Here is a 26454-nt window from a genome sequence, read left to right as displayed (position 1 = left end):
TAGGTCCGTACTGATTTGGATGGTCAGTCGCGGACATACGGATGCTTCCCGGCGCAATGTATGGCCGAGAAGCATCATTCGTGGTGGGACCAATTGCAAAATTTCAGAGACGTGCAGGAGGATTGGCCGGATACTCGCCGCCGTCGGCATAAGTATGAGCGCGCTCAAGGCGACCGATCGCGTCCAGCTCTTCCTGAGGCTGCACCAGAGTTGGATGAGACTGCCGCTGCCCCGCTGAGTCAATGTCGTGTTCACCATCGATGCCGTCGGCAGCCTGGGCGGCGTGCAGATGGGCAGAATCGCGCAGGTCGCGCTTGGCTTTGTTCAGTCGGAACCAGCGTAGGTAATTGTTAACGACGTTTGTAATCGTCATATCAACACCGGCGGCGTAGTTGTGCATCGCCATCTCGCGCTCAAGCTCAGGGGAGAGCAGGATGGCCGAGATCTGATCGGCGAGGTCATCGGCGTTGCCGCGCTCGTAGAAGCGAATCGCCATGTCTTCGTCGCGTGCCATTCCGCGGAAATCGGGGAGATCGGCGCTGACGATGGGCACACCATATTCGCAAGCCTGGTGCGCGGGCCCGCTGGATCCGGTAGCTGAGTCATAGGGGAGCACGAGGACTGAGGTGCTCTGAAAGAGCTCGGGAATATCCTCTTCAGCGACGTAGCCTTTGAAGTCGATGGGGAGATCCTTGGGCTGAGCGGCGCGGATGGATTCCCAATAGCCGGGGCGCTGATGATGATTGGCACCAGCGACGACGAGCCGCGCTTCGGGGACTCTCTCGAGCACCTTGGGAAAGGCTTCCATCAAAGTCTCAAGGCGCTTGTAAGTGCCCCAATGGCCGATCGCGAGGATGCGCTTGTTAGGATTGCCGCGCATGCTGAAGTCGGGTGGAGTGGCGCTCGTGGCGAAAGTTCCATGCGTGCCAAGCAGCACATTCTCGGCTCCGTATTTGGTGAGCAGAGTGTGGTGATAACCAGGCAGCAGAACGGAGACGGAGTTTGCCTTGAGGAGCGCCTTGGTGGCGAGTTCTGTCCCGATGCGGAAGAGACGCTCGCGTTTCACGCCGGCGGCGGCGAAGTCAACGTGCTCGAGGATATGGTGGAGCGTGATGTGTGTGAAGTATCCAGCGGCGCGCACAAGCGCAGGAACCGATAAGCCGGCGAAGGCGGCAACGGGATTCTCCGGCGTGGCGAAGCTGGAGAAGACGAGGTTGAACCAGACGATATCCGGATCGACCTTGCGGATTTCTTTGAGCAGGCGCACCGGATTGCTCATGCTGCCGAATCTCCAGCAGCGCACCACGTTGAACCCGGGCAGTTCGGACTGCTCTTCAATGTTGAGCGGGTTGCCGTTTTCGTCGGTGGCGAATTCGCACTCGGTCAATTCATCAGAGAGGATTGTCAGTTCAATGTCTTCATGCCGGCGCAGTTCTCGCGCGATGTGAAATGCATATTCGTTCAACTGGCGTCCACTGGGAGGAAAGGTGCCTACCAGGCAAATTTTCATGATTTATCCGCCTTAAAATATTGTGATTCCGATATACGGCCGAAGCTGATTATTGTTCCCAGTGGGGAAGTTGAAGAAGGTTTCATTTTGCAGGCCGCCCGAGAAGCGAATCGGGTAGGCCAGCATCATCTGTCCGCTCTCATCAGCGAACTTGCGGTGGATAGGCATTGCGTACGAAACCGAGAAGCCCGTCTGAATCGCGTCGTAGTCGTGGAAATTGCGAACGCTTGAATAGGAGCCGGAGACCTGCGCGTTCCAGTTGCGCTTGAAGCTGTAGTTGAGCCAGCCGGCGGGGCGAAGGTTCTGCGCGATTCCGTTGTTCGTGTCTACTACGCGCCAGGCGCGCAGGAACTCCAGCATCGCGCGGACATCGAGATGCTCGCCGAAGCGGCGCTCCATTCCGATGTAGCTGGAGGTGAAGTAGTTCTGGAAGTTGCGTGGAGAGAACGTCTGCTTGCTTGTTCCCCATCCGGTGAGCAGTGCAGTCTTGCCCCAGGGCGAGCCGACACGGAAGTCGACGGCCGCTGTGAACAGGCTTGAGCTGAGGCCGTTGTTATCAGTGAACGGGCCGGACTCGTGAATCACGTAGCCGCTGACCGACAGCGCGTTGAAGAACGAGCCCGTGTTCACATAGGTGAACAGGCGGAGCAGGTTCTGGTTCATCTCGGCAGGCGACTCGGAATCACGGCGAATCGATGTCTGGACGCCGCTATTGAACGTGACGACATTGGTCCCCATGCGGACCGTGGGAGCGACACCCAGGTTCAACGTGTAGTCGGTCGTGTCGCGATTCACGATCGAGTTGGTCGCGGGAACGGAGATTTGTCCGCGGGCGTTCCGCAACTGGAAGAATCCGCTCAACGGCAACGCCGGCGTGAAGTGAAGGTGAAATGCGTTCGTCCACTGCGTCTGGAGTGAAGAACGCGGTGGTGGAAGCAGACTGGTCTGACCCGAAGTGATGGGTGTGGCGGTATCGAGCTTCGCGTCGAGGACGTAGACGGTGGAGTCTTCGTAGATGGGGCTGAGCGAGACGTCGGAGAGCATGCTGACGGTCGGCGTGATGCGCCAACCTTCTTCGCCCCCGGCCTGCAGCAATCCTTGCTGGGCGGTCTGGTCTTCGCCTTCGGCATTCGAGGCCTGCGCGAACGAGGTGAGTGCCTGAGCGGACTGATGCTCCTGGCGGAAGACGTTGGCCTGCGCGAGAAGGAACTGGTAATCGGGCGTACCGTCAGTGGATGCACTGACCGCAGCCAACTCGGCCTTTGCGCGCGCGGTGTCGCCCACGGCGAGGTAGTTGTTCGCCATGCCGATGCGCACTTCCGGATCAGGCGCGCCAGCCATCTTTGCACGCTCGAGATACTGCTGCGAGAGATCGTACTCATGGAGGCTGCGGAAGACGTCGGCAGCCTGAATGAACTGAGGACCGGAGGCAGGCTTGGTTTCGCCGGCGCCGGCTTCCATCAGGCCGAGCGCGACCTGCCGCTGCGCGTCGTCTTCATGGCCTTGCTCAGCCATAAGGTGCGCGATGGCGAGACGTACGGTGAGGCGATTGGCTTTTGGAACTTCAAGAGCGCGCGTGAAGCGATCCATTGCGGCCTTCTGGTCTCCGATGGTGCTGAAGGCCTGGCCAGTCTGGACATAGATGGTGCTCTGCAAAGGCTCCTGGAAGTCATTGTCCGGAGCGGGGGCGTTTTTCGCCAGGCGCTCGGCTGTCTCGGCATTCTTCGTCGTTTGATCGCGGTCGTCGAGGTTGGCGTAAGCGCGCGCCAGCATTGCGTAGATGTTCGCATCGTTCGGCGAGAACTTGGCGGCGGTGTTGAGCTCATCGACGGCATCGTGATACTTGCGCTCAGTGAAGAGCGCGTTGCCGAGACCAAGGTGAAGGGAGCCGTCGTTCGGATCGAACTTGAGCGCGGCCCGATATTCTTCGACAGCCTTGTTCAGCATGGCCTGACGGCCATAAGCAGTCGCGCGGATCACGTGGATATCCTTGTGATCGCCCATGGTCTGTTCGGCGAGTTCGGCCTGCTTGAGAGCAGCGGACGGCTTGTTCAGGTCGAGGTAGGAGTAAGCCAAGCCAAGATGCGCTTCGCCGTTCTTCGGCTCGCGCTTGATGGCCTGTTCGAAGTCGTTGGCGGCAGCCTGCGGCTGGTGCAGATCGTTCAGCATGTAGCCGCGGTTTACGTAGGCTGTGACCACTTCGGGATCGCGGGTCAATGCTTCCGTGAAGTCCTGGCGAGCCTGCTCGCTTTCGCCCTGATGCTTGTGCACGTAACCGGCAAGGAGCGGAAGGTCAGGCTCCTTGGGGAACTTGGGCGTGTTGTCGTTGGCAAGCGTCAGAAGCTGCTGCCACTTCTCCAGGCGCAAATAGTCGTATCCGAGGTAGACCACGACATCGCGATCGTGCGGAAGCACCTTGATGGCCTGCTCGCCAATCGCGGCGGACTGTGCGTAGTCTCCCTTGAAGTTGAGGTACCGTTCACGTTCGCGCAGCACCTGCGGATCGCGATTCATGGCCTCGGTCACGCGGCCGGCCCATTCGCCAGCGAGATTCATGTTGTGAGCTTCGATAGCCGCGTTCATACCACCTGCAACGATGGCGGAGCGCTTCGGCGCCAGGGCGTAGGCCTTGCTGTAATTCGTCTGTGCAACGGTGAACTGACGGCGTGACGCTTCAAGATCGCCGAGAGCGAGATAGGGAATGTAGGACGAAGGATCAAGTTGAGCGAGCTGCTTGAAGTACTTCTCCGCATCATCGGGGCGGTTGGCGGCGCGTGAGGCGTACCCGAGAGAGATCAGCGCAAAACGATTCTTCGGGTCGATCACGAGCACTTTCTTGTAGGCTGCGATAGCGTCTTCCGCACGGCCCAACTTCATGAGGATGTCGCCATCGAGCTGCAGGTCGTCGCGATTCTCTGCGTTTAAGGCCAGCGCCTCGCGAACGTCAGCGAGCGCGCCGTCGGTATCGCCCAGAGCGAGCTTGATGACGGCGCGAAGGCGGAGATATGCGTCGCGGCCAAGGCCCTGCTCGTTGATTGCGTTGATCTGCTGCTGGGCGGTGGCGAGCTGCTGGGCGGCGGCGCTGTCGTCGCCCGTGCTCTTATAGAGCTGCATCAACTCGACATGCAACTGAACGCCGTAGAGCGGACCTTCGCTCGGGGTGGCGGGCAGGTGAGCGATGGCTGCCTGGTATTCCTTGATCGCATCGTCGTTGCGATCCTGCATGCGCGCGATGCCGGCGCGGATTGCGTGCAGGCGGTAGTTGTCGGCTTCAATGGAGGCGGCGCGGCTGAGGAATGGATCGGCATCCTCCGGGGCGCCTGCTGCCACCTGAGCCTGTGCGGCGGAGAGCTGCAGATTGATGTCCTTAGGCGCGGCGTTGGCGGCCCTGGCATAGGTCTTCGCAGACTCATTCATTTTGCCGGCGAGCTGGTATGTAAAGCCAAGCTCGGCGATGACGTCGGGTTTTGGATTCTTGATGGCCTGGAGCGCCTTGATCGCTTCCTCGTACTTGCCCACATCGCGGTAAAAGCCTGCGAGCGAGCGCTCCACGTCGGGATTGTTGGGGTCACGGTGGCGCGCCAGTTCCAGATAGTGGTTGGCCTGATCCATGCGTTTCAGCTGCTGATACGACATTGCGAGCAAAACTTCGGCGCGCGCGTCGGGCCGGAGCCGCTCGGCGCGCATGAGCCAGTCGAGTGCGCCTTCGTAATCCCTGGCGCGCATATGCAGCTCGCCGAGAAGGAGGACGTCGTCGCGGCGGTTGGGATCGGCACTGATGACCTGCTTCAACAGCTTCTCGGCATCGCTCGAGCGGCCGGCCTGGTTGTAGACCTGCGCGAGTCCGGACTGTCCGCCGAGCGCGGAAGGGCTCAGGCTGAGGCCGTGTTTGTACGCCTGCTCCGACTCGGAGAGCCGATTGTTGAGGCGCGCGGCGTAACCGAGGAGGAACCAAAGCTGCGCATCGTTGGGCGCGGCTTTCACCGCAAGGCGTGCATAATTCAGGGCTTGCGCCTTGTCGCCGCGCTGCAACGCCATCTCCGCGGCACGGGCAATACGCGCGTTCTGCAGACCGGAGCCAAAGCCAAGCTGCTGGCTCTGATTCTGGTCTCTCTTCTGGCCTTGCTTGGCTTGCGGGCTCTGAGACGTGTCGGGGCCAACCTGGAACGTCTGAGCACTGAGCGTGCAGGCGGCTCCGAGCAGTGCCCATACAAAGGCGATCTTAAGTGGTGCAATCGTAGCTTTCATTTTTCTTTTTGAAAAAACCCCAGGCAGAATCGGCGGACTCGCGTTGTGTATTTGGATTCGAAATCTGCTCCTGATGTTGGCTTGAGGTCCGGAGTGGCGACCGATTGGGTGACACGGAGCTCGAGATTTCTCCGCAAAGCAACCACTCGGCGCTCTCTATGAATCGAACAACTTGCGTGTCCGAGTCATTTCTCCCGACAAACCCCGGTGGCTTTTAGGCCTGATCTGGTTGGCGGGAGTTCGGCGCGACGCAAATTCCGAAGAGAGCAAACCTGGGGGAATCTGGCTTTTCGCTCTTTTCAACGAGGCTTCTTGTGAAGAACTCTGAGTCGCTCACGCCGTCTCAACGGCCGATCCCAATCAGCATGATTCTGATGGCGGTCGTTGCAGTGCATTTGCCGCTTCTGCTGATGAAGTTACCGTTGAAGTCGTACGACACGAACTTCCACATCTTCTTTGCTTCCCACTACGTGCACCACTGGTTCGATCCATGGAACACGAAGTGGTATGCGGGCTTCTCGCAGGCTACGTATCCGCCGCTGCCGCAGCAGTGGGTGGCAATGTTCTCGCACGTGCTTGGGCTCGAATTGGCCTACATGGCAGTGCAGTTGATTGCCATCCTGCTTCTGGCTGTAGGCGTGTATCGGTTTGCCGCTCTTTGGGTGAGCCCGCGCGCGGCTTCGTTCGCGGCGCTGGCGAGCGTATTTGTTGGCGCGGAAAGCTTCCTAGTCTACAACGCAGGTCAGTTGGGCACGACTTCGGCCGCGCCTATCTATCTGAACGCACTGCCATTCCTCTATGAGTGGATTCGTCACGGACGGTTCAGCGCATTCATCAAGGCCCTGGTGCTGTTCGCAGCCGCTGCCGCAGCGCACCACGCGACGCTGCTGTTTGGATCATTCTTCTTCGCGCTGCCGGTAGTTGCGCTGGCGTTCATCGATCGCCGCGAGGGCGATGGAACATCAGCCGGCGGCCTCTTCGCCCGTACAGTAGCCATGGTTTTGCTGGTGGCAGGGGCAGTCGCGATTGTGATTCTGCCGTTTTGGATCGCGCTGATTCACTATCCGGTAACGCAGACGCCGATTCCGCACCCCAGCCGCGCCAACTACATCCTGACGCCGCTCTACGGAATGAACTACTTCATCGTTCCTTATGGCGCGATGATTCTGGCCCTACCGTTTATTTTCCTGCGGGGCGCGGCATCCCCGCGCCTGCGGCCCTTGTTCTTCGGCTTCTGGCTTGCGTTCCTCATCGGGCTGGGCGGGACGACACCGGTGGGCCGGATCTTGCTGGGCCGCGCATTCGAAGTGCTCACCATGGAGCGATTCAGCTACTGGGCTTCGCTGCTGGCTCTGCCGTTCATCGGCTTGCTTGCGGTTGAGGTCATCGATCGCTTCCGCATGAAAGGGGCGGCCACGCTGGGGGTTCTGGCAGCGCTGAGCTGCGCGCTGGCGGTGGGTTGGACGACCTACCATCCGCCCGAGGCTGAAGACTTCAAGGTCGACAGCATTGCCCAGTGGCTCAACCGCGATGGCCACGATAAGTACAGCTACATCACTCTGGGATTTGGCAACAAGATTGCGCGGCTGGCGATGTTGACGGACGCGCCCAGTGAAGATGGCGAATGGAATTCCGGCCGTCTGCTGCCCGAACTTCAGAAGTACGGCGCCGGCACGCTGACGAACTCGAGGGGCTTTGGCGAGGCTGGTCTGGACGCGCTGCGCGCCATCCTCAACCACGCAGACAAATACGGTCTGAAGTGGATCATCTCTCGTGACAACTACTACGATCCTCTGCTGGCATTCGCAGGTTGGCGTCCGGTTGACCGACTCGAGGACAACACGGTCACTGTCTGGGGCAAGGATGGGGTGCCGCCCTTCCAGCCCGTTAACGCACCGCAGATTCCGCCGCACTGGCAGGGACTGATGTGGGGCATTCTGCCCTTTGGCAGCAGCATTCTTGCGATTCTGGTGGTTCTGATTCCCTCGAAGCGCCGCGATGAAGAACTTGCCGAAGAGGAATATCCCCAAGAGGAAAGGCTTGTGCCCGGGAGGTTGGCGTCGTGAAGAACGGACGTTTTCTTGCTGTTGTGCTTGGTGCCATCACAATTGTTCTCGTTGTCTGGGGCACTCTATGGCCGGTAAAGGCCGCGCAGGGGTACGCGCCAGACAAGCACCTGGTGCAGTCGAGCGGCACGCCTGCTGCTGCGCTGCAGAACCTTGGCGCTGATATCCGCGCGCTGAATTGGGGCAAGGCCTATAACAGCCTGGCAAATAAGGCTCAGTTCACGGAATCGGACTTCATGCACGACGTGACGGGCGCTTATCCCAACCTGCGCACCTACTCGCATCTGGAGAACTTCGAGACGCGTCCGACGCACGAGTCCGACAGCGAGGCAGACTACCAGGTGAAGCTGCACTGGGCTACGGTGGTTGGTGATTCCGTGTCGACCCGCAACGTGCGCGTGGTGCGCAACGGCGGCGAGTGGCAAGTGGAGTGGCCCGTAACGAAAGAAGCTGCGCTGCCTCCGCAGGTCATTCCGGTGAACTACCTGCGGTGGGACGTGATTTATCGCGGCGCCGGCGATGACTGGGGCTCGCAGGACGTGGATGCGCCGCATGTGCGCATCATCGACATGCACCCTGTGCAGCGCGCCGACGGCCTCGTAATCATGGGCGAGCTTCTTAACGAGGACGTGGTGCCTGCCTATGTTGCCGTGAACGCGACGGTGATGGACAAGAACAAACAGGCGATTGCGACCGAAGGCAGCTTCGACAAGATTTCGCACCTGCTGCTGCCGAAGGCGGTCACGCCCTTCCTCATCAAGTTCCCTGATGTGCAGTTGTCGAGTGTGGGCAGCGTGAACATGCAGCCGTTCTCGCAGCTCATTCCGGCATCGGCTGATCCGGTGATTGAGATTCAGAACGTCAAGATCAATCCTGCGCCGGACGCTTCGCTGACCGGCAGTGTGGTGAACCAGAGCGGCCAGATTGCAAACATTGCGCACGTGCTGGGTACGTTCTACGACAAGGACGGCAACATTGTGTGGGTGGCAGACCAGTATGTGGATCGCGCGCTGCTACCGCAGACGCCCGTTCCGTTCAACATCCACATTCCAGAGGATCTGTCGCGCAAGATTGCGAGCCAGCGCACGGTTGTGTCGACCTACAGCATGGGAGGTGCGGCGTGAAGCGCAAGGTGATCGCGCTGCTGGCCGCCATGGCTGTTACGCCGGCGTTCGGACAGCTGACGGCTCCCAAGACGGTGCAGGCGGGCAGCGCGTTCTCGATTGAAAGCGGCGGCAGCGGACAGGCCACGCTTTACATCGTCGGTATCGGGCAGGTGATCAAGCGCGACGCGCAACTGGGTGGCGCGATCTCGATTCCGGAAGGCACGCTCTATAATGCAGGACGCTACGTGGCCTTCGTGTCGAGCGCGCCCAACGATGTGGTGTCGTTCGACGTGACGCCGGCGAAGGTGGCCGATGTCAACTTCCTGGCACGGCCTTCGCGGCTGCCCGTGGGGTTGCATAACGGCATCACCGGGGCGGTGTACGTGTTCGATTCGTACAAGAACCTGGTGACATCGCCGACGCCGATCTCGTTCAGCCTGACCACTCCGTCGGGTGCAAGCGAGAACCGAACGGCGCAGTCGAAAAACGGCGCTGCTTGGATCGCGATGGATTCTTCGCCGAAAGAAGGCGCGGCGCACTTCATCGCCAAGGCCGGCGACGTTTCCTCGACGAGGATTATCGGCCAGGTGCCGGGAGATCCGTGCACGCTGCGAATGAGCGCGAAGCCTTCAGGGCAAAAGATTGCGCTTGAGACAGATCCGGTGCACGACTGCAGTGGGAATGCTGTTCCGGATGGCACGATCGTCACGTTCACGGAGACATATAACGGCGCGCAATCCATCGTAGATGTCCCGCTGAAGCGCGGAGTGGCGAAGGTGGAGATGCCGGCGTATCCAGGAGCGAACATTTCGGTGGCCAGCGGCGTTGTGCTCGGCAACCAGATTCATTGGGGGAAGTAGGCCATGCTGAGGTCCGTTCTTGTTCTATTCACGGCATTTGGCGCGGCATCCGTGGGGATTCTGGCGCAGGCGGCGGTGCACGTGGAGCCGTCTCACCTAGAGGGACCGCGAATTCTTGCAGATCAGACTGCAACCGCAGTGGTTAAAAACTACATCGAATCATGGCAGAGCCTGAAGGCTGCGCTCGAACAGAATCGCCCCGAACTGCTCGATCGCGACTTTGTCGGAACCGCAAAGCAAAAGCTAGCCGACACGATTCGGCAACAGGCCAAACTGGGAATGAAGACAAGCTATCAGGATCGCTCGCACGATATTCAGATCGCTTTTTATTCGCCTGAGGGTCTCTCCGTGGAACTGGTCGACAATGTCGAGTACGACATGCAGGTGAGCGATAAGGACAAGGTTGTAGCCACGCAGCCGGTGCACGCGCGGTATGTGGTGGTGATGACGCCGACGGAAGTTCGCTGGCGGGTTCGGGTTTTGCAGGCAGAGTAGGGCCGGGAAGCGCTGATAGAACGGGCCCGAAGATTAGCAAGATAGAACGACAAGAAAGTGCATTCGCACGCAAAAAAAGAATAAGACTCAGGAGTTTGGATATATGGTCTCAGTAGTTGTCCCCATCTACAACGAGGAAGAACTCGTCGTTCGTTTCCACGAGGCAGTAGCCAGCGCTCTCAAGGGCGTGGTGGACGACTGGGAAGTCGTCTACGTGAACGACGGATCGACAGATTCCTCACTGGAGCTTCTGAAAGGACTGCAGGCCGTAGATTCTCACGTCGTCGTCGTGGAGCTCTCTCGCAACTGGGGCCACATGGGCGCGATCTCGGCTGGCCTTCAAACCGCGCGCGGCCGCGCGATCATCCTTATGGACGGCGACTTCCAGGATCCGCCTGAGGTTCTGCCGCAGCTCATCGACGCATGGCGTGAAGGCGCCGAGGTGGTTGTGGGCGTGCGCCGCAGCCGCCAGGAGAGCCGCAAACTCCTCGCATTCCTGTTCCCGATGTTCTATCGCGTGCTCGGCGCACTGGCCGACTATCCGATTCCGCTCAACGCGGGCATCTTCAGCCTCATGGATCGCAAGGCGCTTGACTCAGTGCTGGCGATGCGTGAGAAGAACCGGTATTTGCCTGGCCTGCGGGCATGGGTGGGCTACAAGAACTCGATCGTCTACTACGATCGCAACGACCGACTCGGTGGCGAGGGCAAGCTCTCGTTCATCAGCCGCATCAAGTATGCGATGGATGCCATCACCAGCTTCAGCTACAAGCCGCTGCGGCTCAGCTTTGCGTTGATGGGCTTTTCAACGACAGTGGCGATGATGCTCGCGCTTTGCATGGCGCTGCCTACGTCGGCCATTGTGACGGCCGGCTTCGGCGTCGCTGCCTCGGTCTTCTTCATGGGCGGGTTGCTGCTGCTGTCGATCGGCATCCTGGGCGAGTACATTGGCCGCGTGTATGATGAAGTCCGCAACCGTCCGCTGTCGCTTATTAGCCAGGTGCACCGTTCGCAGGTCAAGATCGCGAGCCAGGTTGGCATGATCGCGCTGCCGGGCGGGTACGGCACGGTGGGCGAAGCTTACGCCATCTCCGCTGCCGAAGCCTACGGAAACGATGTCACCAGGGCTGCTTAACTGCTTATGTGCCGGCGCTTGAGTGCCGGTTCAACGGAAGAGAGGCGCGGCAAACCTGCCGCGCTTTTTCTTTTCTCGCCCTAAATCTCCATTGCAAGCAGGGCAGACGAGAAGCATTTCCCGTGTGCGTCGAGCGCCAGCGAGCGCGTTACGCCATATTCCCTCTTCCTGCGCAGAACGAAGTTCAGCGCACCAAGTTGCGGAAGTTCGTAGCGCTGAACAGGGCCGTCAAGAAATTCTTCGAAGTGCTGGGCGACGCGAGCCGCTGTGACGCCTTGCTCCAGCAGCGGGAAGTCCTCTGCGCGGCGGGCAGTGAGTGACAGCGTGACGATGCTGCCTTTGTCGCCGGCGCGGGCATGAGCAATGTCGATCAGACGCATCTTAGGAAGCCCTCATGTTGATGTTGTACTGAATTTCATCGCGCGGAATGAGTGCGGAATGGATGGCCAGCACTTCTTTCGTTGAGCCGGAAGCGCCGCCTCCCCCCGCGGGGCCATTGGTGTAGAGCGCCTCGACTTCCTGCTGAATGCGCGCTGCGGAGCGTCGCGAAAAGGCTCTTCCCGCGGCTCGCAGACGCACCTCGTACGGCTCGGGGGCGCTTGCTGAGAGCTGCGGGCCGTGAACGGAGCTCATTCCGATGAAATCGAAGCGCAGCTCAGAAATGCCGCTTCCGTTAAGGCGCTCGGCCAGGATGTCGCGTGCCAGTTCAGCGCGACGCACTGCGTTGGGACCGGCGAAGGAGATTTGACCCTCGCCAATGAATCCATCGTTGTAGCCAAGGGAGACCTTGAGAGTAGCAGGGCGGGCACGCCCGCGGCCTCCAGTGACGCGAACGCGATCCGGGCCAATCTCCTCGATGATGACTTGAGAGAAATCGGCAATGACATCCGGCGTGAAGTAAGCTGCCGGGTCCTGGATCTCGTAGAGCAGCTGCTCGGTGCAGGTGGCGCGATTAAGCACGCCGCCCGAGCCTTCCACTTTGCTGAAGATGGCGCTCCCATCAGGGATGACCTCAGCGATAGGGAACCCGAGATGCGCGAGGCCGGGCACGTCCTTGTAGCCGGGATCGGCGAAGTATCCGCCCGTGAGCTGGCCCGCGCACTCCAGCAGATGGCCGACGAGCGTGCCTTGCCCGAGGAGGTTCCAATCTTCAAGCGACCAGCCGAACTCGTGGATCAGCGGCGCAAGAAACAGCGCAGGGTCGGCGACGCGGCCGGTGAGGATAATGTCCGCGCGATCTTCGAGTGCCTTCAGAATCGGCGCGACACCGAGATAGGCATTGGCGGAGACCCATGTCTGCGGATCGGGAAGTGCGGTTTCGAGGGACTCGATTGGGACCTCGCCCGAACGCATCTGCGCCAGCACGTCGTCTCCAGTGACTGCGGCGATGCACAATCCGCTGAAGCCAAGGCGGCGGGCGATGGTCTGGGTCCGCGCTACGGCGGCCTCGGGATTTGCGGCTCCCATGTTGCTGATAATGCGGATGCCGTTGTTCACGCAGAGGGGAAGCACGGCCTCCATGCGCTCCTCGAGAAGAGGATCGAATCCCGCGTCCGGATCGGCCATGCGCGCTTTCTGTGCGAGGGCAATGGTGCGCTCGGCGAGGCATTCAAAGACGAGGTATTGGAGAGAGCCCTTGGCGGCGAGTTCCACAGCTGGCTCGATTCTGTCGCCCGAGTAGCCGGCGCCGCAGCCGATACGTACAGTCTTCAATGCGTTCCCTCCAGTTGTTCAGAGCGGAATGATTCCCAATACAAGCGCGGCGACGGTCATCAGCACCGACGCGCCGAAGAGAAATGGAATGGTGTAACGCTGATGTTGCGCGAGACTGATTCCTGACAGGCCGACGACCAGGTAGGTTGCGGGCGTGAGCGGGCTGACGGGGAATCCGGTGGTGTGCAAGCCGATCAGCGAGGCCTGAGCCATGGTCACAGGCTGAATGCCCGCATGCGCTCCGGCGCCGGCAAGCACGGGCAGAACTCCGAAGTAGAACGAGTCGGGATCAAAGAAGAGGCTCAGCGGCATCGAAAGGATGGCGAGCCCAAGCGGCATCAAGCGCAATCCGTGCTGAGGCAGATGCTGCACCGCGGTTGATGCCATCGCATTGATCATGCCGGTCCCCTTCATGATCCCCGTGAATGCGCCGGCTGCAAACAAAATGCTCGCCATGAGGATGGCGGCCGGTGCGTGCGCCGTGATTCGTTCCTGCTGTGATTTGAGATCGCGGAAGTTGACGGTGAGCGCAATGATCGTTCCGAGCATGAATACGACTACGGGATCGGCCTTGCCGCTGATCATGACCGCAAGAACGATAATCGTGAGCACGACATTGAAGGCGAAGTTGCGCGGCAGTGCTTTTGGTGCAGTCGCATTGACTGCATTCGGGATCATGCTTGCGGAGCCCTGGAGGCGGCGTTCTTCGCGGCGGCCGAGCAGGATGGATGCGGTGAAGACGAAGACGAGTCCCACTGCCTGAACAGCGACCATGGGCACGAAGATTGTTGATACCGGAATGTGCAATGCCGCCGAGGAGCGGAGCATGGGTCCGGTCCAGGGGAGGAAGTTCACGCCGGCTGCCATGGAGGCGACACATGCCAGGATGCGGCGATCGATTCCCAATTCTTCGTAGAGCGGAAGGAGCGCCGGAATGGTCACAAGGAACGTGACCGCGCCCGATCCATCCAGATGAACCAGCAGCGCGAGCAGCGCTGTGCCGGGAACGATGCGCGACGGCTTGCGGCCGACCACCCGCAGCAGCCATGCGATGAACGGCTGCAACATCCCGGCGTCGGTCATGATGCCGAAGAACAGAATGGCGAAGACGAACATGCCGATGACACCCGAGATCGCCTCTATGCCGGCGAGCATGAACTTGCCCGTCTGAAGGCCAAAGCCGGCGCACAGCGATGCGATGACCGGGAAGGCTGTGAGCGCGACCATGGGCGAGACCCTCTTGCTGAGGATCGCGGCCATGAGCCCGAGGATGGTGAGAGTGCCGAGAAGGGCAAGAAGCATGTTCGGGGTGTTCGTCCAGCGCGAAAGCGATGAACACCACTATAGGAGAGCAGGCGCACCGCAGGGAATCGGACGGCGCGGATTTGCCGTTCTGGTAAAAGACGAAAGGCCGGAGCATGTGGGCTCCGGCCTTGCACTACGGTCGTGAGGAGGTTAGTCCTTAGCGGGCGGCGAGCTTTTATCCGTCGGCGTTGTGACGGCCGCAGCGGGTGAGAGCGGGCCTTGCGACGGGTTGCTGCAATTCGGCAGGCCGTTCTCCACTGCTGTGCCTTCTTCGTGATCGTTCCAGGTTTCCACCATGATGAAGGGCGGCGGATCGCTGGGGAAGATCTTGCGCCAGTAGTCGAATGTCTCGCGATAGGTCTGTCCGCAACGCGCGGCGATGCGGCGATTCAATCCCCAGGATGCCTTACTGTCATTGAATTGCGACCACGCGCCGCCCACAACGATCTTGTCAGAGTATTTCGAGCCCATGGTGCGGTAGAAATCGTCGAGGTACTGCTGGCCCCAGTTGCTGCCGTCGGCGCTCCAGCCGGCCTGGCCGGGATTGATCCACGCGTAGAAGCCATCGAAATCGTTCGCGTATTTGCCGGGCAGGTTCTCCTGGATGAGGATCGGAGCGGGTTTCCACTGATTGACGAGCTTGCGCACCTTGTCCCAGTCAGTGTGGCCGCCCTTGGGAAAGATGAAGATGACGGGCCGGCCTTCATAGGTTAGATAAGCCTGGTGGCCGGAAGCCTTCGGTGACAGATACGTCTCGTGGAACATGGTGAGATCGGCAATGGCCTCGTCGGTGGCGCCGTCATCGTCGTTCGTTTCGTCGTACATCATGGCGATCTGGAATTTGTTCTTCTCGGCTTGTGTTTGAAGGACTTCGTAGCTCTTGTCGATGAAGGGCTCGCGATCGCCGTACCAGTCCACGACAAACGCGGAGATGCCCATCGCCTTGGCCTGTTTCATCTGGCGCGACACCACTGCCGGATCGTGAGACGAATAGCCAATATTGATGTGGTTGGGATGTCCCCACCATGCCTCGTAGAGGGCGAGGACCTGGGGCGCGGGACCGACCGCCTTGTGCTTCAAAGGCTGGATCTGCGCGGCGTCGGGGCCGGAACAACCATGGAACGACAGAAATAGCAAGAGGGCTGCAGAAGTAAGTCGCAACATCGGTACATGATTAGAAGCGTTGGGGGTTGCTGCAGGTTGCAGGAGTGCAAATCCTGCCCTCGGAGCAGCCATGATTCCGAACTGCGCATCCGAATACTTGTTGCCGAAAATTAACTTCGATTTGCCTCTGATCCCAATTTATTCCCGCACTGGAGTGAAGTAGAGTGGTGAATTCCGTCACCCAACAGCCGAGGTCGCTTCAGGCCCGCATTATCCGGGGTAGTTTTGTTTTGCTTTCGGGCTCCGGGCTCACGATGGCCATCAATTTGGCCTATAACATTGCCATCGCCCGTTTCCTTGGTCCCAAGGGGTTCGGTCACGCAACAGTCGTCTATACGATCCTGACACTGCTGTCGGCTCTGACGCTCGCGTTTCAGATCATCTCCGCTAAGGTGGTGGCGCAGCAGCCGACGCTGGAAGGCAAGTCGGCGGTCTATCGCTTCTTTCATCGGGGAGCGTGGGCCTGCGGCATCATCGTTGCGCTGGGGCTCACGATCTTCGAACGTCCGGTTGCCGACTATCTGAATCTGCCTGACGTGAGCCTCGTGGCGCTGATCGCCATCGGCGCCGCGTTCTATGTTCCGCTGGGCACGCGGCGCGGTTACATTCAGGGCGCCTGCGGTTTTCGCGCACTCGCGATGAACATGATTCTCGAGCAGGCGGTGCGGCTGGGGGGATCGCTGACGCTGATCCTGATGGGCATGGGCGTGCGCGGGGTGATCGTGGCGAACTCCGCAGCGATCGCGGTCGCCTACTACGCGGTTCGGGTGAAGACGCAGGGCAACATGCGCAACCCGCTGGAGCGCTCGTATGTCATTCGCGAGACGTGCCAGTCCGCGGTGTTCTTTGCCGGGCAGATGCTCATCAACAACTGCGGCATCGTGATGGTGAACCACTATTTTGCCGCGAAGGAAGCCGGCCTTTACGCGGCGGTAGCGATGGTGGGCCGCGTGATCTTCTCGCTGTCGCAGGCGGTGGTCAATTCCACATTCCCGCTGGTGGCGGGCGGAGACGAGGAAGAGCGGCGCGACCTGCGCGTGATAGCAACGTCGCTGATGCTGGTGCTGGGCACGGGGACAGCGATCGCGCTGGGGCTATGTATCGCACCGTCATCACTCTGGACGCATCTGTTCGGCGCAGAGTTCAAGGCGTCGGGTCATTACAGCATCTCTTATCTGCTGGCGCTTTACGCATTCGCTACGGTGATCTACTCGCTCGGTGCGGTAATCATCACCTTCGAAATGTCGTACAAGATTGCCAACACCAGTTACGTGCAGCTTGCATTCAGTGGCGTATTGATTGCTGCAATCTGCTTCTTCCACTCGAATCTGCGAGAAGTGGTTTTGGTGCAGCTGGCGCTGATGGTTGTGCTGTTCGTGTTCATTGCGGTGCCATTCCTGTGGAACTCGCTTACCGGCGGGGCAGATTTGGCGCACGGCCCGAGCGATCGGCCGTTCCGGCTCATTCGTCGGGTGGCGGAGGACGAGGTCATTGCGGAGTTCCTGAAGAGCGACTTTCATTGCCCCGAGTTCCGCGACTACAAGTCGATGAAGTGGCTGATAGAGAATCCGCATTTTGAAGATGTTGAAGAGAACGCCAAAAGGAAGGCCCTGCTGTTCATCCGCCACCTTGCGCTGTGGAAGGAACTTCCCACCGATACCGAGTGGTACGAGGTTGAAGTTGGGCACGCGGATCTCGAGAACATCCGGATCTTCCCCCGCGCGCAATGGCGCAAGGTGGCGCGTGGAAGCTTCTCAGCCGTGGAAGTGGCCGAAGGCATGCGGACCCGGAAGCACCTGCTTGAGGATTCTTTTGTGAAGAAGATCCACGCAATGAGCGAATGCCTGAGTCACGACGCGGCGGACTTTGCAGCGGTGATCCTCATCGGCGTGAACGAGAACGAGCCGGTGACGGTGCTGGATGGAAACCACCGTTTGACGGCAGCCATTCTGGCGAGTCCGCCGCGACTGAGGAAACTGCGCTTCCTCTGCGGGCTATCGCCGCACATGACGGAGTGTTGCTGGTACAACAGCAATCTTGTCACTTTGTTCCGCTATGGGCGCAATGTGCTGTCGCACGCGGTGCGGAATCCGGAATCGGAGCTGGCACGCGTGCTGCGGGATGCAAGTTAAAAGAAGGTTTGCGAAGGAAGAATAGAGATGCTCAAGGAATTTTTAACTATGACCTTTCGATCGAAGCCCGTTGTGGTGAGAGAGCTTCCGGCAAAGCTCGATCGCCGCAGTGAGACTGTGTTGATGAACGATCTGAGGGCGGCAATGAACGTTGAGCGCCCCGCGGTTGTTCTTGACTGCTCGCGCATGCGCGAGATGGATGTGACTGCAATTCACCTGCTGCTCTGCTGCCTGGAAGAAGCAATGAAACGGAATGGCGACGTTCGGCTCGCCGGCCTGTCTGTTGCGGGGAAGGAGGGCCTCCGCGGCCTCCGCATCGACCAGCTCTTCCGGATCTTTGAAACCAGTGAGCAGGCTGTGGATAGCTTTCAACGTCGAGGAGCATTTGTTGCGCCCCTTGGGGTGGCTGCGGCCAATGTTCCCGCCGAAAACGCTGCGTAGAGATACGCATCCTGGGCCCGGAAAGGAGCGAGTACAGGACATGAAACACACCTTGGTTCTTAGATTCGGTAAGCAGATCGCGGCAGTTCTGGTGTTGATGGTCGCGGCGCAGATGAGCGAAGCGGCGGTGCTGCAGGCGCAAGAGCCTGCGTCATCTAAGCCGGCGCAGCAGCAGTCTACCGCCCAGCAGCAAGCACCCGCGCAGAGTGGTGATCAGCAGACTGCCAAGTCAGGCGCGGATATTCCGCAGGCGCCTGATGCCGAGCCTGGTTTCGCGTCGCACTCGCAGGATGCGCAGCCGCAGGATGTGCAGAAACCGGTGGGCACCGCGGCAGGGCCTTACACAAGGCCCAGCGGCGTGGCGGGATCACGGCCGGCGGGTGCGGCCATCGCCCCATCGAAACAGAAGCGCAAGAAGGCGCTGATGATTCGGGTCGGGTTGATCGTTGGCGGAGCAGTAGCAGTGGGTACGGTCGCCGGCCTCTCCATGGCCAGCTCTAGCCGGCCATAGCGTTTGAGTGTACGAGTCTCGTTGAGAAGGATGATGCGGATACGATGATGCCTCGCAAAATGTTTGTGAGTTTTTCCGGCGTGGACGGCGCGGGCAAGAGCACCCAGATAGCCGCACTGCGTAAGTGGCTTGAGGCGCAGGGCCTGCGCGTTTCCACGATCACGTTCTGGGACAACATTGCGACCCTGACCGGTATTCGCGAAGGCGCCGGCCACAAGATCTTCAAGGGCGAGAAGGGCGTGGGCAGTCCCGAGGCTCCGGTGAATCGCCGCGACAAGAACGTGCAGTCGTGGCCCATGACCTGCGTTCGCCTGGGGCTTTACGCTCTCGATGCGGTCTCGACGCGCATCAACGTGAAGAAGGCGCTGAAATCGGATGCCGACTTCATCATCTTCGACCGCTACATCTACGATCAGTTCGCGAACATGAAGATGCGCAGCGGCCTGATCCGCACGTATGTGAAAGCGCTGATGAAGATTGTGCCGCGGCCTGACGTCAGCTATGTGCTGGATGCCGATCCGCAGGCGGCCCGTGCGCGCAAGCCCGAGTATCCGCTCGACTTTATCTACATTAACCGGCGCGCATATCTCGACCTGGCCGACATGCTCGGCGGCGTCACAGTCATCCCGGCTGGGCCCATCGAGCAGATGAAAGCCGAGGTACTGCGGCATGCATTTCGTGCGCATGAACTTGGACGAGATGCCAGAAGAAGCGACCGAACCGGTCACGCTGCAGCGGGCTAGCTGATAGAAGCCACAATTCTCATGTGACGAGGGCTGCGAGAAGGATCGCGGCTCTCTTTTTTTGCCTGCGCACATGATCTACGAAGATTTTCGTTGACATCTACGAAGTGCTTCGTATAACGTCCCACTCATGACAGGAAAGACACAGGCATTGCCCAAGCCGACGGAAGCCGAACTCGAGCTTCTACGGATTCTTTGGGCGATTGAGCCGGCCACCGTGCGGGAGATCCACGAGGCGCTGAATCAGGAGCGCGAGGTGGGCTACACCACGGTGTTGAAGCTCATGCAGATCATGACGGTGAAGGGGTTGGTGGAGCGCGACGAGGCAAATCGCGCGCACGTATACCGCGCCACTATCAGCCAGGAAGACATGCAAAGCAAGATTCTCAAGGATTTGAGCATGCGCTTGTTTGCGGGGTCCGCGGCGCAATTGGCCATGCACGCTCTGGCCATGGAGCCGGCGAGCGCCAGTGAGCTTGAGGAGATTCGCATGTTGATTGAATCCAGGCGCAAGGGGCATTCAGAGAAAAACGGGGAGGAGCGTCGATGAGCCAGAGCGTGCAGGGCATAGGGCAGGCGATTGCCTGGACACTCATTCATTTCTGCTGGCAGGCGGCGATGATCGCCGCGGCGTATGGCGTTGCGGCGCGCATGACGGCGCACCGGTCGAGCCATGTGCGGTATACGGTTGCGCTCACGGCGCTCGTGTCTATGTTTGCGGCGGCGCTGCTCACGTTTGCGTTTCAGATGGCACCGCGCGGCGAAGTGTGGAATGCGAGTGCTGTGCAGGTTGCCGTCGGAGATTTTCCACGCAGCGCTGCGCCTGGACGCGCTCCCGCAGCGGCGGCGTTTGCAGCCGGTGAGCAACTTGCGGAACGCATGCCTTCGTATCTGTTGTGGATCGACGGCTTGTGGCTGATCGGCGTGTGCGGGCTTGCTTTCCGGAATGCCGGAGGGCTATGGATCATTCGCCGGCTGCGCTCGCGCGCCGAGAAGAACCTGGCTCCGGCCGATGTGCAGGAGCGGTTTGCGCGCATAGTCGTAGCGCTCGGGCTGAAGCGCGAGGTGATGCTGCGCTTGAGTGACGCGATTGCCGGGCCTGTGACGGTGGGTGCGTTGAAGACGATGGTGCTGCTGCCGTTCTCAGCGCTCAGCGGGCTTGGTCCTGAGGAGCTTGAGGTTGTGCTGGCGCATGAGCTGGCACATGTGCGACGGGCGGATTTTATGTGGAATCTGCTACAGACGGTGGCAGAAACGTTGTTCTTCTTCCATCCCGCGGTGTGGTGGATCAGCGGACGGGTACGGCATGAGCGGGAGCTGTGCTGCGATGACCTTGCGCTTGAGGTGTGCCCGAATCCGGTGGTGTACGCGAGCGCACTGTTTCATCTGGAGGAGCAGCGTTCACGGCAGCTCCACATGGCTATGGCGTTGGACGGAAACCAAGGGAGGCAGACGCTTCGTATGAGGATTGCAAGGATACTTGGAGACCATGCTGCGTTTGCCGTACCGGCCGAGCGGCGTTTTTCAATAGCAGCAGTTGTGGCGGGCGCGCTGGTGCTCGTGTTGTCGGCTCCGCAGGTGATTGCGAGCCTGAAGCCGCAAGTTGCGCCGGCGGTTGCAACTGTGGCGAAGGCCATGGCCGAAGTGACCAGGCCCGCGGCGGCTGTGCCGGTGGCGAAGGCCATTGCCGCGCCCGCGTCGCAAACAGCGCAAACAGCGAGCGCGAAGCCCTCCCCGGCACCGCAGCCTACGCAACAGAGCGCGTCGGCGGCGAGCGGATCCACGAGCGGCAGCGGTTCGCATGAGACGTATATCGACCGCATGAAGGCGGCAGGCTACGACGAGGATTTGGACAAGTTGATCAGCATGAAGATCCAGGGTGTGACGCCGGAGTATGCGAAAGCGATGGCCCAGGTGGGCCTGGGTAAGCCGACGGCGGATGAGCTTGTCTCGTGCAAAATTCAGGGCGTGGAGCCGGAGACCATTGCGCAGCTCAAGCAGCAAGGGCTCGAAGTGAAGTCGTTCAACGATGCGGTATCGTACCGAATCTTTAGCGTGACTCCGGAGTTTGTGCAGGGCATGAAGGCTGCGGGATTCTCGGATCTGGATTCGAAGAAGCTGCTCTCCATGCGTGTGCAGGGCGTGACGCCCGAATACGCGAAGCAGGTGTCGCAGCAGTTCCCGGGACTTTCCGCGGACGATCTGATTTCGAGTAAGATCTTCAACATCAATCCGGACTTCATCGCATCCGCGAAGGCGCACGGCTTTAAGGATCTGACGTTCAAGAAGCTGGTGCAGATCCGGATCTCGGGCATTCTCGACGACGAGTCGGCGAAGCAGTAAGCACCTGCGGTGCGGCCACTGCGGGCACCTGCGGTGCGGCCACTGCGGGCACCTGCGGTGCGGCTGACTGCGGCTTGCGCCGCATAGAGTGCTCAGGCACCACAAAGAAGACAACCACGGTAGGAAGAGTGAGGTGCGTCTCAGTGAGGCGCGCAAGGGAGGGCGTATGTCTTTACGGGGATTGGTTGCTGCGGCAGGGGTCGCGGTTTTGATGAGCATGCCGGCGGCAGCGCTGGAGACTTTGCATTCGTCGTGCTCCATCACCGCCGGTGAAAAGTGGGGGACGTTGCAGCTGCGGGTTGGCGATGAGGACTGCCAAAGCGGAGAGCACTGCGGCAACAACTTCAGCAGCGACGGCCTGGCGGGCAGGTTTACCGGATTTACGCCGGCGGATCTGTCGCGGGATGGAGCGCAAGTGACAGCGGTAATGAGCGCGGAAGCGGGCACCTTCACCTGCGCGGGAACGGTGCATGACGGCGCACTCGAAGGGAAATCCACCTTTACGCCTGATCAGAAGTTTGTGGATCGGATGCGGCAGCTAGGCTTTACGGGTTTCAATTCGGAGAAGCTCCAAGCTTATACGTTCTTCGATATCAAGAGCGCGTGGGTGGAGTCGCTGAAGGCCGCGAAGGTCAGCGGCATGACCGTCGACAACATTATCGCGCTGAAAATTTTCCGAGCGGAGCCGGCATACGTGTCGCAGTTGACGAGCATGGGCTACCAGACGCCGGATGCGGACAAGCTGATCGCGCTGAAGGTGCAGGGTGTGGATATGAATGAGGTGAAGGAGCTTCGGCAGATGGGGTACCAGCCGAGCCTGGATGAGCTGATCCAGATAAGGATTTTCAAGGTCACGCCTGAGTTCATCCGCCAGATGCGGGATCGCGGGTTCAAGGACCTGACGATCGCAAAGCTGGTGCAGATCAAGATCTTCAAGCTGGATGAATGAAGCAGGGAATAGGGAACAGAAAAGCAGGGAGTAGGGAATAGGGAGTAGACCGCAGGGACAGGGTTACTGGGGGGATTTTGGGCAGGGATATCCTGTGTGGCTCGTTGGCGTAGGGTGGCACCTGCGGTGCAGTCGCTGCGCCTTCGGCGCCTTGGGGCGTTTTTGAGCAGGGATGTCCTGTGGTGCTCGTTGGCGTGGGGTGGCTCGACAGAGGGATGGGTGGGTCAGAGGGCTCCTTTGGCTAGTTAGCGGGCCGGCGCGTCAGCAAGTCAGCGGTCAGCTGGCTGTGGGGAGGGCGAAGCCGGACTTTGTGAGGGGGGAGGGGGTGGGGGGTGCCTTCCTCCAGGGAGCCAGGGGGGCTTCAGGGATGGTTTTGCCAGAGAGGATCTGCTCGAGCATGGCCTGGACGTGGGCTTTCTCCTTGTCGTTTGCCACCTGCGGTGGGGCCACTGCGCCTGCGGCGCCTTTCTTGCCTGGGGGGAGGGGGGTGGGCACCTGCGCCACCTGCGGTGGGGCCACTGCGCCTTCGGCGCCCTTCGTGCCTAGGGGGGTGGGCACCGGTTGGGGCTGCTGTGCTTTGGATTGCTGTTGAGCGGTGCGGCGGGAGCCTACGGCGATCTGGGTGGCGTAGAGGAGTTTGGCGGCCTCGGCGGTGGTGAAGATTTCGAGGACGAGTCCGTGGGTGACGCAGGCCAGGAATGCGTCGATGGTGGCGGGGGTGAGGAAGGGCATGGCTCGGCGGTAGGCGCGGTTGACGCGGGCGAGGGATTCAGGACTGTGGTCGTTGCGGGCATCGTCTTCGGCACAGGCTTTGTTGTAGGCGTCGAGGCAGCGTTGTACGGCTTGTTCTGGTGTGGTCATGGTGTGGTTCCTTTCTTAGTGGTTGAGGCAGCTGCGGTGCGGCCAACTGCAGGGCTGTATGGGGTCAGTGGTTTCCCACCCTGTCGCCAGGAAAAAGGCGACAGGATGGGGACGGTTAGTAGGTGGTGAGTGGAGAATCCCTCCCTGGTCCCCAAATGCGAGGAACCGGGGCACCCGGCGCGCGGAGTTCCCTCCCACCCAAGCAGAGCTTGGATGGGGCACCCGGATGGGCTTCGGGCAAAGAAAAGCCCGCCGGTTTAGCGCCGGCGGGCGGTGTTTTTCCTGATTAATTTAAGTGTGGCATATTTCGAAGGTAAATCGGCAATTATTTTCGATTTGTATGTAGCTGATAATTCGGCTACTTACAAACTATTTTTCGAAATACCCCTTGACAAGATTTCCACACCACCTGCGGTGGGGCCACTGCGGCTTCGCCGCCATTCTCGGTCGGCCACCTGCCGTGGGGCCACTGCGCCGGCGGCGCCATTCCCGGCTGGCGCGCGCCGGCCGGGCTTCTTCAGCGCCGGATGGCTGGGGGGCACTCTGCGCGGGGAGGCACGAGTGCCTCTATCATGGAGGAGTACAGCTCCTGCATGAAGAAATTTGCCATCGCGTTCGCCGCTCTCCTTGTCCTCATCGCATTTGCCGGTTGGAATGTGTGGCATGCCGTGTATGAACCGGTCACGTCGAAGCCCAGCCTGGTGGAGGAGGGGCGGCAGCAGCTTCATGTGCAACTGGAGCAGGCTAAGACGCGCGAGGCTGAGATCGAAAAGCAGGACTGGGACACGGTTTCGCTGCTGCGCGGGCTGATCGAGGCCCACCAGCACCGGATTGATCAGCTCAAAGACAACGGGCAGGCCGGCGAGATCGTCGCTCATGACCGCGAGGCCATCGCGAGGATCGAGAAGAGGATTGCCGATCTTCAGGCGCAACAGGCCGCGCAAGCTGCGGCGCAGTCGGGCGATGCGGCTGAAACCGCGGAGCCGGGTTCTTCGGGACCGACCGTTGCGCCGGAGGCGGCGAAGCCAGGGCAGAGAGCGGTGCCTGCTCCTGCATCGCCGAAACCTGCGCCGCGGACGCATTGATCAAGTGGCATACCTTTGAGGGCTAGAGTCCAGGACTACCAGTGGGGCGGCATGCGGGCTGCCTCGAGGCAGCCCCTGATACGAGACCTGTTCCGAATGGCGTTTTTCAGCATGCCCTGGTACAAAGCCCGCTCATTGACAGCCTTCCGGCACATAAGTCGCGAAAAGCGGGTTCTTCGTCGCTGCGCTCCTCAGAATGACAGATTTGTGTTTGGGTAAGTTGCGCGAATGGGCGCGGGGGGCGGGGTTTGCATCCAAGTTATATGTGAGGCGGGACTGGTCTGTCCGGCCGGATTTCTTACATATCAGCTTGGAAAGGCCGTTGTGATGTTCTTCAGATCCGTTTTCAGGTTTGGGATGGGGCAGCTCGTTCTGCCTGTTTGCCTTGTGACTCTCGGAATATCGACGCCGATGGCGCGGGCGGCTTCGTGTCTGACGCAGGCGACGATGACTGCGCAGGAGCGCACGGCGCTGGCGTCGGCCGCCAGGGGCATGCTGGTGCAGGTGCAGAACGGCGATGTGAACGGGCTGAAGGCGAACACGCTGCCTGCGGTGGCTGCTGACTTTGGCGGGATTGCGCAGAGTGTGCAGGAGTTGTCGCCGAATATCAAGGCGGCCACGGTGACGGTGGAGGCGGTGTACGACCTGGACGCGTCCACGGACGCGGCGGGGCAGCAGAGCATTCAGTTTTTCTGCGGGGCGGCGCCGGTGGTGGTGCTGAACTTTGCGGGGCTTCCGCCGGGGAAGTATGCCCTGGCGCTGACGCACACGACGGGCGTGGAGAAACCGCAGCAGGTTTCGTTGATTCTGGCGCAAAACGGCGGGCAGTGGCAGCTTGCAGGATTCTTCGCGAAGCCGATGATCACGGCCGGGCATGATGGGCTGTGGTACTGGGTGAGCGCGCGGAAGTACAAGCAGATGAATGGCAAGTGGGCCGCGTGGATGTACTACCGGACGGCGTGGAATCTGCTGGAGCCGCTGGATAACCTGCAGAGTCCGAATCTGCAGAAGTTGCAGCAGGAAACTGAAGAGGTGAAGCCGGCGGACTTTCCGGTGGATAAGCCGGTGACTGTGAATTCGACTTCCGGGGCTTTCCAGGTGACGGCGGTGGATACGACTACGGCGTTTGGCGGGCTGGACCTGGAAGTGCATTACACGCCGGATGCGGGACAGGCGGCTTCGCTGCGGAATCCGCCGATGGCCCGGAAGCAGGTGATGGATGTGATGACGGCCCTGCTGGCGACGCATCCGGAGCTGAAAGAGGCGTTCCACGGCATCTGGGTGCATGCGGACCAGGGAACGAACAGCTTGTTTGCGCTGGAACTGCCGATGGATCAGATCACGGCGGCACCTGCGGTGCGGCCAACTGCGCCGTAGGCGCCATTCGAGGCTGACTGAGCTTTGAGGGCCTGTGGACCTTGCGCCAGAAAGAAGGCGCAAGGGTTTTTCGTCCTGGACGAATGGTTGGGAACTCAACTGCACAAAAGTGTCATGTGGATGACACTTGCTTCCTGCGGGAATCGGGGTATGCTTCCATCAGTCCCAAGTAAAACGATTTGATCCTGGAGCGCGGGGGCACCCGGCGGGTGCGGAAGACTGCGGTTGATCGCAGCTTGCGTTCGGGGAATATTGCTGAATTCTGGTCGATTCTGCCCGGGTTCTCTCTGATGCTCTCTGCCTGACGCAAGTGGTTTTGGCGTGAAACGGCCATCCTTCTCTGAGGGATGGCCATTTTGCTTTGGGCAGGTTTGGGGGCCGGGGAACAGGCGCAGAGTGATGGCTGTTTG

Annotated in this window: 20 protein-coding genes and 1 pseudogene; 14 read left to right on the top strand and 7 right to left on the bottom strand. The window is 60.4% G+C overall.

The features are described 5' to 3' along the window. Window positions 1-103 precede the first annotated feature (103 nt). Together MOP44_RS25710 and MOP44_RS25705 are read right to left on the bottom strand one after the other, a co-directional pair. Entirely contained in the window at window positions 104-1510 is a 1407-nt protein-coding gene (locus MOP44_RS25710) for a glycosyltransferase (RefSeq protein ID WP_260793433.1), read from the bottom strand. Window positions 1511-1522: 12 nt separating this feature from the next. Then, window positions 1523-5758: a tetratricopeptide repeat protein gene (locus MOP44_RS25705; RefSeq protein ID WP_260793432.1), complete on the bottom strand. Its 4236-nt coding sequence runs from the start codon at window positions 5756-5758 to the stop codon at window positions 1523-1525. A gap of 314 nt (window positions 5759-6072) precedes the next feature. Here MOP44_RS25705 and MOP44_RS25700 point away from each other — a divergent pair, with 314 nt between their 5' ends. The 5 genes from MOP44_RS25700 (at window position 6073) to MOP44_RS25680 (ending at window position 11420) form a co-directional block, all read left to right on the top strand. Then, a complete protein-coding gene (locus MOP44_RS25700; protein WP_260793431.1) occupies window positions 6073-7824 on the top strand; it encodes a hypothetical protein in 1752 nt (583 codons plus the stop codon). Next, entirely contained in the window at window positions 7821-8948 is a 1128-nt protein-coding gene (locus tag MOP44_RS25695) for a hypothetical protein (RefSeq protein ID WP_260793430.1), read from the top strand. Before MOP44_RS25700 ends, MOP44_RS25695 begins: the two co-directional genes overlap by 4 nt. Then, window positions 8945-9790: a hypothetical protein gene (locus MOP44_RS25690; protein WP_260793429.1), complete on the top strand. Its 846-nt coding sequence runs from the start codon at window positions 8945-8947 to the stop codon at window positions 9788-9790. Before MOP44_RS25695 ends, MOP44_RS25690 begins: the two co-directional genes overlap by 4 nt. Window positions 9791-9793: 3 nt before the next feature. After that, window positions 9794-10285, top strand: coding sequence for a hypothetical protein (locus MOP44_RS25685; RefSeq protein WP_260793428.1), 492 nt, complete (start codon window positions 9794-9796; stop codon window positions 10283-10285). Between the two features lie 103 nt (window positions 10286-10388). Beyond that, a complete protein-coding gene (locus MOP44_RS25680) occupies window positions 10389-11420 on the top strand; it encodes a glycosyltransferase family 2 protein (protein WP_260793427.1) in 1032 nt (343 codons plus the stop codon). Window positions 11421-11500: 80 nt separating this feature from the next. On the opposite strand, the gene MOP44_RS25675 is transcribed toward MOP44_RS25680, so the two are convergent. From MOP44_RS25675 to MOP44_RS25660, 4 genes and pseudogenes are all read right to left on the bottom strand, one after another. Then, the gene (locus MOP44_RS25675; protein ID WP_260793426.1) at window positions 11501-11800 is read right to left on the bottom strand and encodes an AtuA-related protein; all 300 of its coding nucleotides are present in this window, start codon (window positions 11798-11800) and stop codon (window positions 11501-11503) included. Window position 11801: 1 nt separating this feature from the next. After that, window positions 11802-13133 (bottom strand): acyclic terpene utilization AtuA family protein, encoded by a 1332-nt coding sequence (locus MOP44_RS25670; protein ID WP_260793425.1) that lies wholly within the window; start codon window positions 13131-13133, stop codon window positions 11802-11804. Window positions 13134-13151: 18 nt separating this feature from the next. Then, window positions 13152-14447, bottom strand: a pseudogene (locus tag MOP44_RS25665) (CitMHS family transporter); the annotation flags it as partial. A gap of 141 nt (window positions 14448-14588) precedes the next feature. After that, window positions 14589-15602: an endo-1,3-alpha-glucanase family glycosylhydrolase gene (locus tag MOP44_RS25660; protein WP_260793424.1), complete on the bottom strand. Its 1014-nt coding sequence runs from the start codon at window positions 15600-15602 to the stop codon at window positions 14589-14591. A 164-nt stretch (window positions 15603-15766) separates the two neighbouring features. On the opposite strand from MOP44_RS25660, the gene MOP44_RS25655 reads away from it, so the two are divergent. The 7 genes from MOP44_RS25655 (at window position 15767) to MOP44_RS25625 (ending at window position 22721) form a co-directional block, all read left to right on the top strand. Beyond that, complete coding sequence (locus MOP44_RS25655; RefSeq protein WP_260793423.1) at window positions 15767-17734, top strand: lipopolysaccharide biosynthesis protein; 1968 nt, start codon at window positions 15767-15769, stop codon at window positions 17732-17734. A gap of 48 nt (window positions 17735-17782) precedes the next feature. Then, on the top strand, window positions 17783-18175 hold the full coding sequence (locus tag MOP44_RS25650) for an STAS domain-containing protein (RefSeq protein ID WP_260793422.1): 393 nt from the start codon (window positions 17783-17785) through the stop codon (window positions 18173-18175). 40 nt (window positions 18176-18215) lie between these two features. Next, window positions 18216-18686: a hypothetical protein gene (locus MOP44_RS25645; RefSeq protein WP_260793421.1), complete on the top strand. Its 471-nt coding sequence runs from the start codon at window positions 18216-18218 to the stop codon at window positions 18684-18686. 44 nt (window positions 18687-18730) lie between these two features. Beyond that, window positions 18731-19429 carry a dTMP kinase gene (locus MOP44_RS25640; protein WP_260793420.1) on the top strand — a complete coding sequence of 233 codons (699 nt, stop codon included), beginning with the start codon at window positions 18731-18733 and terminating at the stop codon, window positions 19427-19429. Window positions 19430-19559: 130 nt separating this feature from the next. After that, window positions 19560-19979, top strand: coding sequence for a BlaI/MecI/CopY family transcriptional regulator (locus MOP44_RS25635; RefSeq protein WP_260793418.1), 420 nt, complete (start codon window positions 19560-19562; stop codon window positions 19977-19979). Then, the gene (locus tag MOP44_RS25630; protein ID WP_260793416.1) at window positions 19976-21772 is read left to right on the top strand and encodes a M56 family metallopeptidase; all 1797 of its coding nucleotides are present in this window, start codon (window positions 19976-19978) and stop codon (window positions 21770-21772) included. Before MOP44_RS25635 ends, MOP44_RS25630 begins: the two co-directional genes overlap by 4 nt. Window positions 21773-21938: 166 nt before the next feature. Further along, window positions 21939-22721, top strand: coding sequence for a hypothetical protein (locus MOP44_RS25625; RefSeq protein WP_260793414.1), 783 nt, complete (start codon window positions 21939-21941; stop codon window positions 22719-22721). Between the two features lie 276 nt (window positions 22722-22997). Here MOP44_RS25625 and MOP44_RS25620 read toward each other — a convergent pair whose 3' ends face one another. Beyond that, a complete protein-coding gene (locus MOP44_RS25620; RefSeq protein ID WP_260793413.1) occupies window positions 22998-23582 on the bottom strand; it encodes a hypothetical protein in 585 nt (194 codons plus the stop codon). 593 nt (window positions 23583-24175) lie between these two features. On the opposite strand from MOP44_RS25620, the gene MOP44_RS25615 reads away from it, so the two are divergent. Together MOP44_RS25615 and MOP44_RS25610 are read left to right on the top strand one after the other, a co-directional pair. Continuing rightward, complete coding sequence (locus MOP44_RS25615; RefSeq protein WP_260793411.1) at window positions 24176-24667, top strand: hypothetical protein; 492 nt, start codon at window positions 24176-24178, stop codon at window positions 24665-24667. 327 nt (window positions 24668-24994) lie between these two features. Continuing rightward, a complete protein-coding gene (locus MOP44_RS25610) occupies window positions 24995-26044 on the top strand; it encodes a hypothetical protein (RefSeq protein ID WP_260793409.1) in 1050 nt (349 codons plus the stop codon). The last annotated feature ends 410 nt before the right edge of the window (window positions 26045-26454 follow it).

Origin of the sequence: Occallatibacter riparius (genome assembly GCF_025264625.1) — a bacterium.
GTDB classification, from domain to species: Bacteria; Acidobacteriota; Terriglobia; order Terriglobales; family Acidobacteriaceae; genus Telmatobacter; species Telmatobacter riparius.
Note: the sequence above shows the minus strand (reverse complement) of the source record. Positions and strands in the feature narration are given on the sequence as shown.